Below are 12,364 nucleotides of genomic sequence, written 5' to 3' on the forward strand. Positions count from 1 at the left end.
TCCTCGGTCCGCTGTGCGCAGCGGACCGAGGACGTGCGGTCAGCCGACCCAGACGGTCTTGGCGTTGCAGAACGCGCGCATGCCGTCCGCCGACAGCTCGCGCCCGTACCCGGAGCGCTTCACCCCGCCGAACGGCAGTTCGGGGTAGGACGTCGTCATCCCGTTGATGAAGACCTGCCCGGCGTCCAGCTCCCGCACGAACCGCTCCCGCTCGTCGTCGTCGCGCGTCCAGGCGTTCGAGCCGAGCCCGAAGCCCGTCGCGTTCGCGACCTCGACGGCCTCCGACACCCCGCGCACGCGCAGCAGCGACGCGACCGGTGCGAAGACCTCCTCGTGGTACATCCGCATCCCGGGCGTCACCCCGGAGACCACCGTCGGCGGGTAGTACCAGCCGGGCCCGTCCGGGCGCTCGCCGCCGCACAGCACGGTGGCGCCCTTGCCGACCGCGTCGGCCACGAGTTCCTCGACCTCGGCGCGGCCCTGCTCGCTGACGAGGGGGCCGACGTCGGTGGACTCCTCCATCGGGTCGCCGACCTTCTTCGCGCGCATCCGCTCGACGAACAGCCTCTCGAACTCCTCGGCGCAGCCGTTGTCGACGATGAACCGCTTCGCCGAGATGCAGCTCTGCCCGTTGTTGAGGCACCGGGACTCGGCGGCCGTGCGCGCCGCCGCCTTGAGGTCGGCGGACGGCATCACCACGAACGGGTCGCTGCCGCCGAGCTCCAGCACGGTCGGCTTGATCTCGTCCCCGGCGATGGAGGCGACGGACCGCCCGGCGGGCTCGCTGCCGGTGAGCGTCGCGGCCTTCACCCGCGGGTCGCGCAGCACCCGCTCGACCTTCGCCGAGCCGATCAGCAGCGTCTGGAACGCGCCCTCGGGGAACCCGGCGCGGCGGAACAGGTCCTCAAGGAACAGCGCCGTCTGCGGGACGTTCGAGGAGTGCTTCAGCAGCCCCACGTTCCCCGCCATCAGGGCGGGCGCCGCGAAGCGGATCACCTGCCACAGCGGGAAGTTCCACGGCATGACCGCCAGCACGGGCCCGAGCGGCTGGTAGCGGACGTAGGCGTCCCGCGCGTCCACGTCCGCGGGGTCGGCGGGGCGCCGGTCGGCCAGGAACTCCGCCGCGTGCTCGGCGTAGTACCGGCACGCCTTCGCGCACTTGTGCGCCTCCGCCACGGCCGCCTTGTGGGTCTTGCCCATCTCGGTGGTCAGCATGGCGCCGATCTGGTCGGCCTCCCGGTCGAGGACGTCCGCCGCGGCGTTCATCCACTCCGCACGCCGCTCCAGGGGGACCGAGCGGTAGGAGGCGAACGTGTCCGCCGCCCGCGCGACGCGCCGGTCGACCTCCTCGTCGGTCAGCGCGTCGAAGGTCTTCTCGACCTCGCCCGTCGCGGGGTTGGTCGTGGCGATCGTCGTCATGTCGGGATGCTCCCTGAGTGTCGGACTCGTTCACCCGGGGCGTGCCCGAGCCGGCCCGCAGGAAACGCCCGCCCGGCCCGGCGGTCAGCCGGGGATCACGCACACCGGCGAGGAGACGCCCAGGGGCGGCCCCGCCGGCACCGGGACGCCGTCCGGCCCGATCCGGAAGGTCGAGAGCGCGTCGCTCCGCTCGTTCGCCACGTGCATCCACTCGCCGTCCACGTGCAGGTCGCGCGGCCAGTGCCCGCCGGAGGGGACGTCCGCGACCGGCGCCAGCGCCGCGCCGCCGTCCAGCACCCGGTGGGCCGTCACCACGTCCGTGCCGCGCATGGAGGTGTAGACGTACCGGCCGCCGTCGCCGACCTTGATCGCCGCACCCTGGGCCGCGTCGCCCGCCGGACCGGCCGTCGCGGGCGACTCCGCCACGACCTCCAGGCCCGCGTACCCGTCGGCCGGCCTCAGGACCAGGACGGACGCGGCCAGCTCCGCCAGCACGTGCACGTGCCCGCTCGGATGGACGACCAGGTGCCGCGGTCCGCACCCGGCCGGAAGGGGCGTCTCCCCGACGAGCCTCAGGTCCCCGCCCTCGATCCGGAAGGACCGCACGAGGTCCGCCCCCAGGTCGGTCGTCAGGACCGTCCCGTCGGGAGCGTGGACGGTCATGTGGGCGTGCGGGCCCTCCTGGCGGTCGGCCCTCGGCCCGCCGCCGTGCCCGTCCGCCACGTCCGGCTCCCCGGCGAGACCGCCGTCGGGGCCCAGCGGGTAGGCCCGGACCGTCCCGGACCCGTAGTCGGCGACGAGGAGGCGGCCGCCGTCCGGTGAGACGGACAGGTGGCAGGGCAGCGCCCCCGCCTCCCGCGCCCCGATCTCCTTCAGCCGCGGTCCGGCCGCCTCGTAGGCCACCACCCCGCCGCGGTCCTCCTCCCGGACCGCGTACAGGACGTCCTTGGTGGGATGGACGGCCAGGTACGACGGGCACACCGCCTCCGCCGCGAGCACGGCCGCCCGCAGCGCCCCGTCGGCGCCCCGCGCGACCCGGTAGATCCCGGCGCCGCCTCCGGCCGCGCCGGTGTACGTGCCCACCCAGAACGCCCGCTCGCTCACCCGGGACTCCCCTCGAAACGCGATCCACCCCGCCCTCGGCGGCCGAGGGCGAGCCTAGTCCCGTCCATGATCGGCGTCGCTCCTCCGGGCACTCCCGGAGCCTGCCGGCGACCCCGCTCGCGGCCTGGGCGGTCGCGGGCGGACGGGGCGGATCGCTGCGCGCGCGGGGACGGCCCTGATACGGTCACGCGCGGTCGACCTATGATCGCCGGTGGGGAGCGGCGTGGCGCCCGGGGGACGTTCGGCGCCCGCCCGTGGGGGTACGCCCTCGCCCCCACGAGGAGATGAGAGAAGGCAATGGCTGATATCACCGAGTCGCCCGAATGGACCGCGCTGGCCGAGCACCAGGCGGCGATCGCCGGGCGGCACCTGCGCGAGCTCTTCGCGGAGGACCCGGGCCGCGCCGACCGGATGACGGTGACCGCGGGGGACCTGTTCCTGGACTACTCCAAGCACCGCGTCACCGGCGAGACCCTGTCGCTGCTCGCGGCGCTCGCCGAACGGGCCGGGCTGCGCGCCAGGATCGATGCGATGTTCGGCGGGGAGCACATCAACGTCAGCGAGGACCGCGCCGTCCTCCACACCGCGTTGCGGCTGCCTCCCGGCGAGGCGCTGAAGGTGGACGGGCAGGACGTCGCGGGCGACGTGCACGCGGTCCTGGACAAGATGGCCGACTTCGCGGGACGCGTCCGGTCGGGGGAGTGGACGGGCTTCACCGGAAAGCGCATCACGACCGTCGTCAACATCGGCATCGGCGGCTCCGACCTCGGCCCCGCCATGGCCTACGAGGCGCTGCACGACTTCGCCGACGCGGGCGTCTCCTGCCGGTTCGTCTCCAACATCGACCCGGCCGACATCCTCGGCAAGCTCGCCGGACTCGACCCCGAGCAGACGCTGTTCGTCGTCAGCTCCAAGACGTTCGGGACGCTGGAGACCCTCACCAACGCCAAGGTCGCGCGGCGGTGGCTCACCGAGCGGCTCGGCGACGACGCCGTCTCCCGCCACTTCGTCGCCGTGTCGACCAACGCCGAGCGGGTCGCCGAGTTCGGCATCGACACCGCCAACATGTTCGGGTTCTGGGACTGGGTGGGCGGGCGCTACTCCTTCGACGGCGCCATCGGCCTGTCGCTGATGATCGCGATCGGCGGCGAGGCGTTCCGCGAGATGCTCGCCGGGTTCCGGGAGGTCGACGAGCACTTCCGGAGCGCGCCGTTCGAGGCGAACATGCCGGTGCTGATGGGGCTGCTCGGCGTCTGGTACACCGACTTCTTCGGCGCGCAGACCCGGGCCGTCCTGCCCTACAGCCAGCGCCTGTCGCGGTTCCCCGCCTACCTCCAGCAGCTCACGATGGAGTCCAACGGCAAGTCGGTGCGGGCCGACGGCGCCCCGGTCATCGCGCAGACCGGCGCGATCTTCTGGGGCGAGCCGGGCACCAACGGGCAGCACGCCTTCTACCAGCTGCTGCACCAGGGGACCCGGCTCGTGCCTGCGGACTTCATCGGTTTCGCCGAGCCGTTCGAGGACCGCGAGGGGATGCACGACCTGCTCATCGCGAACATGCTCGCGCAGACCTCGGCGCTCGCGTTCGGCAAGACCGCCGAGGAGATCGCCGCCGACGGCACGCCCGCGGCGGTCGTCCCGCACAAGGTCATGCCGGGCAACCGGCCGAGCAGCACGCTCCTCGCGCCGAAGCTCACCCCGAAGACCCTCGGCTCCCTCGTCGCCCTCTACGAGCACATCGTCTTCGTCGAGGGGACGATCTGGGGCATCGACTCCTTCGACCAGTGGGGCGTCGAGCTCGGCAAGGTCATGGCGATGGACCTCGCCCCGGCCCTGACCTCGCCGGAGCCGCCGTCCGAGGCGCCCGACCCGTCCACCGGCGCGCTCGTGCGCAGGTACCGGGAGCTGCGCGGCCGCAGGGTCTGATGTCCTCGCCGGCCTGAGACACGCGTAAGGGCCCGCCGGTCGTCCGGCGGGCCCGTCCCTTCGCCGTCAGGCGCGCGCGCCGGGCAGGGGCCCCTCGACCCAGCCCTGCGACTCCAGGATGGCGCGGAACTCGCCATAGGAGATGAACCCGTCGAGGTTGCTGTCCGCCCTCTCGAACCTGTCCTGCGTCTCGGCCCGCGTCCAGGACAGCCCCAGCTCCTCCAGCCCGAGCGTGAACTCCATCAGGTCGAGCTTCTCGTCGCCGCCGAGGTCCGCGCGCGTGAACACGGCAAGAAGGTCGTCCCCGGTCGGTCTCGTCGTCATCTCGCTCCTCGTTCCGGTCCGAACTCAGCCCCGCATCTTGTCACAGCGGGTTGGTCCGTCCCTATGAGAAACGCCGCGGGACGATCCTCGGTTCCCCGTCAACCCTCGCCCGTCAACTCGGGGACGCGGTGGCGGTAGCGCTCCAGCAGCGCGGCGTTCACCTCGTCGCCGCCGGGGACGTTCGCGCTCGTCCAGCGGGGCGGCTCAACGCCGCGCGCCGCCGCGAGGTCGTCGAGGTCGGCGAGCACCCGCGCCCACGCGTACGCGGCGAGGACGGTGGAGACCGCCGCGGTGCGCGGCGCGCCCGCCGGATGCAGCACGTCCCCGGGCGGGACGCACGTGTCGAGGACGATGGCCGCGTGGTCGGCGAGGGTCGTGTCGGCCCTCGCCGCCGCGCCCCGCGACGCCCGCGCCGAGGTCACCGCGACGACCGGCACGCCCCGTGCCGCGCACTCCCGCGCGACCTCCACCGGATAGGGGTTGCGGCCGCTGGTGGAGAACACCACCGCCACGTCGGGCGGGGCGGGCGCGGCCTTCTCGACGACGGCGCGCCCCACCCCGTCCCGTCGCTCGGCGCGGGTGCTGCGCAGCGCGTGGTCGAGCGGGAAGACGTCGGGGTCCCAGATCGGGCGGACGGCGGCGAGGCCGCCGGCCCGGTAGAACGTCTCGCAGACCATCGCCAGGGAATGCCCGGCGCCGGCGACGTGCACGATCCCGCCGGCCTCGATCGCGTCGAACAGCAGGGCGGCGGCGTCGCCGGCCGCCCCGCCCGAGGTCGCGTCGAGGTCGTCGAGCAGGGTGCGAACCCTGGCGGGGAACCCGGAGGAGGCCGCGTCAGGCATTCGGTAGAGCCTCCTTCAGGATGCGGGCCAGGTCGTCTTCGCCGGACGCGGCGCGCAGGCGGTCGGCGAGTCCGCCCGACAGGGCGCGCGCCAGCCCGGACAGGGTGCCGACGTGCGCGTCGGGGTCGGGCGTGCAGAACGCCAGCAGCAGGTCGACCGGGTCGTTGTCGGGATGGCCGAACTCGACCGGCGTGGCCAGCCGGGTCACGCCGACGCCGACGGCCAGGCCGCCCTCCTCAGGACGGGCGTGGACGAGCGCGAGCCCCTTGGTCAGCACGATGTACGGGCCGTTCTCCTCCACCACCCGGACGCACGCCTCGGGGTAGCCCTCGCCCGCAGCGCCCGCGGTGACCAGCGCGGAGGCCGCCACGCGAACGGCCTCCCGCCAGTCGCCCGCGGTCGCCTCGTCGGTCGCGGCGACGACCGGGCCCGGCGCTGCGGACCCGGTGGCCGCTCCCTCGGAACGGGCCGTCACGAGAGCCAGCCCTGCTCGGTGAGGCGCTCCCTGAGCTGGGCCTCCAGGCCCTCCTTGTCCAGGAAGTCGCTGATGGTGATCACCACGGGGGCCAGGTCGGCGATCTCGCCGGTGTGCATGCCCTGGCCGATCACCACGTCGGGCGACATCCCGCGCGCCGTGGACACGTCGGTGTTCTCCACCCGGGCCTCCACGCCGAGCGAGCGCAGCGCGTCCTCGGCGGTCATCTTGAGCATCAGGCTTGAGCCCATGCCGACGCCGCAGACCGCGAGGATCTCCAGTTGCCGGTCCAGTGCCATGTCGTCCTTCTCTCCTCGTAGGGTGGTCGGTCAGGCCTGCGCGGGCGTCCGTCAGGCCTCCGCCGTCCGCCGGGCTTCCCCCGCCCGTCAGGCTTCCGCGGGGGCCGCGCTCTCGGGCGCCTTCTCCTCCTCCTGCTCGTCCGCCGCCGCCCGGCGCTTCTCGGCGCGGCCGAGGAGCAGCAGGGTGACGATCATCGCGCCGACCGCGACCGCGGGGACGAGCCAGATCGAGTTGCCGCCGACGACCGGGTCCGCGGCCTTCAGCAGCCAGCCGATCGCGTACCAGTCGGGGTCGGCGAGCGTCGCCAGCTCGGGCGCGGTCCGCTCGTACAGGCCCCAGGTGACGGCCTGCCCGACGGCCAGGATCAGACCGGTGATGACGCCGCCGAGGACCGCGCCGCGCCAGCCCGCCACCACGTTGCCGAACAGCGCCGCCGCGCCGCCCACGAAGAACAGCATGATCATGGGCGGGGCGAGGGTGAACCAGCCGGCGGCGGCGAAGACCGCGAGGCAGACCAGGAACACCGCGGTGGAGGCGACGAACCCGACCATGACGGCGGTCGGCGCGACGGGGAACACGGTGGGCGCGTCCAGCGCGGGCCGCGTGCCCGGGATGACGCGGTCGCTGAACCCCTTGAACGCCGGGACGATCTCGCCGAGGAACATCCGCACGCCGAACAGCAGGATCGCGATGCCGCCCGCGAAGCGCAGGCCCACCAGGATCGCCCACACCCACGGCGACAGCTTGTCGTCCATCTCGGCCGCGGCCTTGGTCACCACGCCGTGGTCGGCGAACGCGACCCCGACCAGCATGATCACGGTGATGATCAGCGCGGTGCTGACGTTGACGTCCTTGAAGAACGACAGCTGGCGCGGGAGCTTCAGCTTCTCGGTGTCGTGCTTCTCGCGGCTGCCGAGCGGGCGGGCCGCGTAGCCGGTGATCAGGCAGGCGAGCGAGCTGGTGTGCGCGAACCCGAAGCGGTCGTCCGGCATGACGCGGCGCATCAGCGGCCGCATCCACAGCGGCTGCAGTGTCCAGTACGCGGCGACGAACCCGGCCCCGCAGAGCACGAGCGTGAGCTGGTCGGCGCCGGGCGCGATCGTCACCAGGGAGGCGACGGTGACCGTGCTGACCCAGAACATCAGGTGGCCGGTCAGGTACAGGTACCGGGCCGCGGGGAAGAGCCGCACGACCAGCACGTGCGCCAGGAACGCGACCGTGATCACCAGCGCGACCGTCCCGCCCTGGTCGGCGAGGAAGTCGGCGAGGCTGTTGTCCGCCTTCGGCGGCGTGGTCCCCATCGCGCTGGCGAGCACCGTCTGGAAGCTCGTCAGCCCCCCGGTGAAGACCTCCACGCCGATGAACAGGATGACCACGCCGATCGTGGCGCGCAGCGCCCCGGCGAAGACGTCCTCGAACCGCTTGCGCTGCAGGAGCAGGCCCGCCAGCGTGATGAGCCCGATGAGGATGGGCACCTGGCCGAACACGTTGTCGGCCAGGAAGGTGAGGATGTCCTTGATGACGTCCATGGTGAACTCGCCTCACATCTCGGGGGATGGGTGGTGCGCTGTCGCCCCCGTCAGCGCGGACGGACGATCATGCGCCCGGGACGCGGCGCCCGGGCGGGCGGTCAGTGGCTCGGTGGTCGCAGGTCCAGTTCCAGCCGGTACCGGTCGCCGCGGTAGAGGGACCGGACGTACTCCAGCGGCCGGCCGCCCGCGTCCCTGGTGATCCGCTCGAACAGGAACGCCGGCATGTGCACCGGGACGCCGAGCTCGGCGGCCTCCTCGGCGGTGGTGACGGTCGGCTCGATGGTCTCGGTGCCCGAGGCGATCACGACGCCGTTGCCCCGGAGCAGGTCGTAGAACGAGCGCCCTTCCAGGTCGCTCCGCCGCAGGTCCGGTATCAGCGCCCGCGGAAGGTAGAGGGTCTCGATGGCCATGGGGGCCTCGTCGGCCAGCCGGAGCCGCCGAATGGTAAATACCTCTTCGACGGGCGACAGGGCCAGCCGGCGGCCGATCCGCGCCCCCGCGGTCTCGGTGCGGAACGACAGCACCCTGCCGCCCGGCTTCATCCCGCGCCTGATCATGTCCTCGGTGAACGAGGTCATGGTCAGCGACACGGCGATCCGGGGTTCCGCCAGGTAGGTCCCGCTGCCGTGGCGCCGGTCGAGCAGGCCCTCGGCGACGAGCCCGTCGATGGCCTGGCGCAGCGTCGGCCGCGAGACGCCGAGCTCCTCGGCCAGCCGGCGCTCGGACGGCAGCGCGTCCCCGACGTCCATGCCGTCCAGCATCGCGAGCAGCTCCCGGCGCACCGTCTGCCGTTTCGTGCTCGCGGTCCGGGCCTCACCGGCGGATGGCACGCCTGTCACCTCCTTTGACGCGATTCCTGTCGTCGCACACGGTATGTCCCATTATGGCGACTGGTCAATACCACTTTGGCGATGTTTGCCGTGGTCACGACCGGAGGGCCCGAACTAGCGTCTCGGCAGATCGGCAGACGGTGCCGATCCCGACCGTGTCAACGCCGCGCTCGCCGCGGCGAGGAAGGCGGCCAGATGAGGAAGCTCGTGCGCGGCGCCGTGGCGCTGGCCCTGCCGATGCTCATGCCGGCGGCGCTCAGTGCGGCGCCGGCCCAGGCGGACCCGGGCCGGCCGGGGACGGGGGACGGCTGGAGGCTGGTCGCCTCCGAGCCGTTCGACCGGCACATCGACGACGCGAAGGCCCCCTGGAAGCCGGACGGTGACGGTCCGTCCAGTCCGTACAACGTCGACATGTACGACAACGACGGCGCCTACTTCGACACGATGGGCGGCCCGGCGTTCCGGCAGCAGCTGGCGAAGATGAAGACCTACCGCAAGTCGTTCACCTTCGGGAAGCGCGGCTGGCTCACCGCCGAGCTGGCCGCCCGCGACGCCGACGGGGACGGCCGGCCGGAGGCGCCGCCCACGCTCACCTCCCGCAAGGGGGTGGCCCGGCTGGACGAGCCGGTCCACCAGGCGGGCGTCGTCATCCGCTCGACCCGCGACCTGCCCGCCGAGTACCGGGTGGAGATGACGCTGCGCGGCCTGGACTTCGGCGGCCAGCGGAACGGGTCCTGGGACTATCCGGACGGCAGGGTCAACGGCTACTCGCCGGCGGGCTGCAAGACCAACTTCCCCTGGGCCTCGGGCGGCGACTACACCCGGCCCGAGTGCGAGTGGGCCGACGTCCGGACCGACTCCAACGGCTTCTACTACATGTCGATCATGGACTACCCGCGGGTCGCGCCGCACAACAACGTGTTCGTCCACGGCCATCGCAAGGTCGCCATGGACGGATACAACCGGTACCGGTACACCGGCAAGGGCCTGCTGTACTGCGACCCGGCGACCGGGCAGTACGAGCCGTACTCCGCCGGGACGGGCAACGGCGTCAACGCGATCTTCATGACCGACGACCGCCGCTACCCGACGATGCCGGGCACCGAGTACCTGATGGAGAGCGAGTGCGGGCTGCGCAAGGGCGGCGCCATCGTCTCGACCGTCGACCTGAAGCCCGAGCTGCTGCCGGCGGAGCCGTACACGTTCGCGGTGGAGCGCCGCGGCGGCGCCTACACGATGGAGATGTCCGGGGTCTTCGCGCATGTCGGCAGGGCGACCCTGCGCTACACGCGCTCGTTCGTCCAGGACGGCGAGCCGATCTGGCACTACAACCAGAAGCCCGGCGAGTACGACGGCCGGTTCAACGCCGACTGGACCTGGACGGGCCCGGGCGGCACCCTCGTCGACCGCGACACCTGGCCGGCCGGGTCCGCCTACCCGGACCGGTTCATGATCGGTGACCCGCACATGAACTTCTACGAAGGATCGGCGCAGGTGGACGACATCCGGCTGTACGTTCCGCGATAGCGGACCGGATGTCGGTGGTGCGGGCCAGGGTCCGTGAGAACGTTCCCTTGCCTCGCCCAGGGGGCCCGCGACCCGGCAGACCGCGCCAGGCAGGGCCCCCGAGCCGTCCTCGCCGACCACGCGTTCGTGATCCCCATCCCCGAGGCCGCCGACGACACCGTCGTGCGCGCCGAGCCGACACTGCGCCGGGAGGAGTGAGCCGGCCGGTCAGGCCGTCGCCGCCCCGGTGCGGTACTCCTGCGGGCTGACGCCGTGCTCCCGCTTGAAGGCCGTGCTCAGCGCGAAGGCGTTGCCGTAGCCGACCCTGCGGGCGACGGCCTCCAGGGTCGCGTCCGTCTCGCGCAGCAGATCGGCGGCCTGCGCGAGGCGGAGGCCGGTGAGGTAGGACATGGGCGGCTCGCCGATCAGCTTCGCGAACCGCTGCGCGAGCGCCGCACGCGACACCCCGACCCCGGCCGCGAGGTCCGCGACCGTCCAGGGGTGCGCGAGGTCGTCGTGCAGGAGCCGCAGCGCCGGACCGACGACCGGGTCGCCGTGGGCGCGGTACCAGCCGGGCGCGGCGGCGTCCGAGCGGGAGAACCAGGCGCGCAGGGTCGCGATGAGCAGCAGGTCGAGGAGCCGGTCGAGGACGACGTCCTGGCCGGGCTCGTCCTTGCCGATCTCCTCCTGCAGCACGGCGACGAGCGGCGACCTCCACGTGTCGCCGCGGACGACCGCCATCGGGGGCAGCGCGGCCAGCAGCCGCTGCGTGACGGCGCCGCGCATCTGGTAGGTGCCGACCAGCATGACCGCCGGCCCGTCCGGGTCGTTGCCCCAGGCGCGGACGCCGAGGTCCATGGCCTCCGAGAGGCTCGTGCCGTCCGGGGTGGTGCAGCGCTGCCCCGGATGGATGACGATCTGCGGCGCGGTCGCCGGGTCGTCGCTCACGGTGTAGGGGTCCGGCCCCCGGAAGATGACCATGTCGCCTGGGCCGACGCGCTGCGGATCGCCCTCGTCCGGGACCAGCCACGCCTCGTCCCTGACCATGGAGAGCAGGGTCAGCGGCGCCTCGTCCTGGATCCGGAGCGACCAGGGCGGCGCGAGGGTCGAGCGCAGCATGAACGCTCCCCGCGCGCGCGGACCGTCGAGGAGTTCGGCCAGGGCGTCCATGGAGGCCAGCGTAGACGCTCGCGAATGCGGGCGAGCTTCTCAACGATGGTGGCCAGAACCGCCCGCCTGTTGACTCAAGGGCATGACGAACAGCGAATCCGACATCATCGAGAGCGGCCTCACCCTCGTCCTCGGCGGGACCGGCAAGACAGGCCGCCGCGTCGTCGAGCGGCTGGAGGCCCGGGACGTCCCGGTCCGGATGGGCTCGCGGTCGGCCTCGCCGCCCTTCGACTGGGAGGACGAGTCCACCTGGGCGCCCGTCCTGCGGAACGTCGAGAACGTCTACCTCTCCTACTACCCCGACCTGGCCGTGCCCGGCGCCCCCGACGCCATCCGCGCGTTCACAGGTGCGGCGGCAGGCGCGGGCGTGCGGCGCGTGGTCCTGCTGTCGGGGCGGGGCGAGCCGGAGGCGCAGGAGTGCGAGCGGATCGTCCAGGAGTCGGGCCTGGTCTGGACGGTCGTGCGGTCGAGCTGGTTCGCGCAGAACTTCAGTGAGGACTACCTGCTCGACCCCGTGCGGGCCGGCGAGGTCGTCCTCCCGGCGGGCGATGTCCCGGAGCCGTTCGTGGACGCCGACGACATCGCGGACGTGGCCGTCGAGGCGCTCACCCGGGACGGGCACGCCGGCGAGGTGTACGAGGTGACCGGCCCCCGGGCGCTCACGTTCGCCGAGGCGGTCGCCGAGATCGGCCGTGCCGCCGGACGCGAGATCGCCTTCGTTCCCGTCAGCGCGGACGACAACGCGGCGGCCCTCCGGGGGCACGGTGTGCCCGAGGACGTCATCGGCCTGCTGACCTACCTGTTCACGACCGTGCTGGACGGCCGCAACGCCCGGCCCGCCGACGGCGTCGAGCGGGCCCTCGGCCGCCCGCCGCGCGACTTCTCCGCGTACGCGGACGCGACCGCCGCCAGCGGCATCTGGAACCACTGACCCGA

General features: G+C 73.0%; 13 protein-coding genes. 4 read left to right on the top strand and 9 right to left on the bottom strand.

The window, feature by feature from the left end:
• Positions 1-39 precede the first annotated feature (39 nt).
• Positions 40-1,419 carry an NADP-dependent succinic semialdehyde dehydrogenase gene (locus AB0H37_RS23175; RefSeq protein ID WP_360615045.1) on the bottom strand — a complete coding sequence of 460 codons (1,380 nt, stop codon included), beginning with the start codon at positions 1,417-1,419 and terminating at the stop codon, positions 40-42.
• Positions 1,420-1,503: 84 nt separating this feature from the next.
• Positions 1,504-2,523, bottom strand: a complete 1,020-nt coding sequence (locus AB0H37_RS23180) for a lactonase family protein (protein ID WP_360615046.1) — start codon at positions 2,521-2,523, stop codon at positions 1,504-1,506.
• A 297-nt stretch (positions 2,524-2,820) separates the two neighbouring features.
• Between AB0H37_RS23180 and pgi the strand changes: the two genes are divergently transcribed.
• Positions 2,821-4,449, top strand: a complete 1,629-nt coding sequence (pgi, locus tag AB0H37_RS23185; protein WP_329090979.1) for a glucose-6-phosphate isomerase — start codon at positions 2,821-2,823, stop codon at positions 4,447-4,449.
• Between the two features lie 66 nt (positions 4,450-4,515).
• Here pgi and AB0H37_RS23190 read toward each other — a convergent pair whose 3' ends face one another.
• The 6 genes from AB0H37_RS23190 to AB0H37_RS23215 form a co-directional block, all read right to left on the bottom strand.
• Positions 4,516-4,773, bottom strand: coding sequence for an EF-hand domain-containing protein (locus tag AB0H37_RS23190; RefSeq protein ID WP_179834813.1), 258 nt, complete (start codon positions 4,771-4,773; stop codon positions 4,516-4,518).
• A gap of 98 nt (positions 4,774-4,871) precedes the next feature.
• The gene (locus AB0H37_RS23195; RefSeq protein WP_360615049.1) at positions 4,872-5,615 is read right to left on the bottom strand and encodes a sugar isomerase domain-containing protein; all 744 of its coding nucleotides are present in this window, start codon (positions 5,613-5,615) and stop codon (positions 4,872-4,874) included.
• Complete coding sequence (locus tag AB0H37_RS23200) at positions 5,608-6,090, bottom strand: PTS sugar transporter subunit IIA (protein ID WP_179834815.1); 483 nt, start codon at positions 6,088-6,090, stop codon at positions 5,608-5,610. Before AB0H37_RS23200 ends, AB0H37_RS23195 begins: the two co-directional genes overlap by 8 nt.
• Positions 6,087-6,389 (bottom strand): PTS sugar transporter subunit IIB, encoded by a 303-nt coding sequence (locus AB0H37_RS23205; RefSeq protein WP_179834816.1) that lies wholly within the window; start codon positions 6,387-6,389, stop codon positions 6,087-6,089. The genes AB0H37_RS23200 and AB0H37_RS23205 overlap by 4 nt, the downstream gene beginning before the upstream one ends.
• Before the next feature lie 87 nt (positions 6,390-6,476).
• Positions 6,477-7,919 carry a PTS ascorbate transporter subunit IIC gene (locus AB0H37_RS23210; protein WP_329090973.1) on the bottom strand — a complete coding sequence of 481 codons (1,443 nt, stop codon included), beginning with the start codon at positions 7,917-7,919 and terminating at the stop codon, positions 6,477-6,479.
• Positions 7,920-8,020: 101 nt separating this feature from the next.
• The gene (locus AB0H37_RS23215; protein WP_360615052.1) at positions 8,021-8,752 is read right to left on the bottom strand and encodes a GntR family transcriptional regulator; all 732 of its coding nucleotides are present in this window, start codon (positions 8,750-8,752) and stop codon (positions 8,021-8,023) included.
• Between the two features lie 195 nt (positions 8,753-8,947).
• On the opposite strand from AB0H37_RS23215, the gene AB0H37_RS23220 reads away from it, so the two are divergent.
• On the top strand, positions 8,948-10,279 hold the full coding sequence (locus tag AB0H37_RS23220; RefSeq protein ID WP_360615054.1) for a hypothetical protein: 1,332 nt from the start codon (positions 8,948-8,950) through the stop codon (positions 10,277-10,279).
• A 33-nt stretch (positions 10,280-10,312) separates the two neighbouring features.
• On the top strand, positions 10,313-10,477 hold the full coding sequence (locus tag AB0H37_RS23225) for a hypothetical protein (RefSeq protein WP_360615056.1): 165 nt from the start codon (positions 10,313-10,315) through the stop codon (positions 10,475-10,477).
• A gap of 9 nt (positions 10,478-10,486) precedes the next feature.
• On the opposite strand, the gene AB0H37_RS23230 is transcribed toward AB0H37_RS23225, so the two are convergent.
• Positions 10,487-11,428, bottom strand: coding sequence for an AraC family transcriptional regulator (locus tag AB0H37_RS23230; RefSeq protein ID WP_360615058.1), 942 nt, complete (start codon positions 11,426-11,428; stop codon positions 10,487-10,489).
• 82 nt (positions 11,429-11,510) lie between these two features.
• Here AB0H37_RS23230 and AB0H37_RS23235 point away from each other — a divergent pair, with 82 nt between their 5' ends.
• A complete protein-coding gene (locus AB0H37_RS23235; protein WP_179834820.1) occupies positions 11,511-12,359 on the top strand; it encodes an NAD(P)H-binding protein in 849 nt (282 codons plus the stop codon).
• The last annotated feature ends 5 nt before the right edge of the window (positions 12,360-12,364 follow it).

The sequence above is a fragment of the Actinomadura sp. NPDC023710 genome (assembly GCF_040639875.1).
GTDB lineage: Bacteria > Actinomycetota > Actinomycetes > Streptosporangiales > Streptosporangiaceae > Spirillospora > Spirillospora citrea.

Bases quoted from the DNA above. Each gene is read 5' to 3' on its own strand.
- AB0H37_RS23230 (WP_360615058.1), bottom strand. From the start codon at position 11,428: ATGGACGCCCTGGCCGAACTCCTCGACGGTCCGCGCGCGCGGGGAGCG.
- AB0H37_RS23190 (WP_179834813.1), bottom strand. From the start codon at position 4,773: ATGACGACGAGACCGACCGGGGACGACCTTCTTGCCGTGTTCACGCGC.
- AB0H37_RS23195 (WP_360615049.1), bottom strand. From the start codon at position 5,615: ATGCCTGACGCGGCCTCCTCCGGGTTCCCCGCCAGGGTTCGCACCCTG.
- AB0H37_RS23210 (WP_329090973.1), bottom strand. From the start codon at position 7,919: ATGGACGTCATCAAGGACATCCTCACCTTCCTGGCCGACAACGTGTTC.
- AB0H37_RS23205 (WP_179834816.1), bottom strand. From the start codon at position 6,389: ATGGCACTGGACCGGCAACTGGAGATCCTCGCGGTCTGCGGCGTCGGC.
- AB0H37_RS23175 (WP_360615045.1), bottom strand. From the start codon at position 1,419: ATGACGACGATCGCCACGACCAACCCCGCGACGGGCGAGGTCGAGAAG.
- AB0H37_RS23235 (WP_179834820.1), top strand. From the start codon at position 11,511: ATGACGAACAGCGAATCCGACATCATCGAGAGCGGCCTCACCCTCGTC.
- AB0H37_RS23220 (WP_360615054.1), top strand. From the start codon at position 8,948: ATGAGGAAGCTCGTGCGCGGCGCCGTGGCGCTGGCCCTGCCGATGCTC.
- pgi (WP_329090979.1), top strand. From the start codon at position 2,821: ATGGCTGATATCACCGAGTCGCCCGAATGGACCGCGCTGGCCGAGCAC.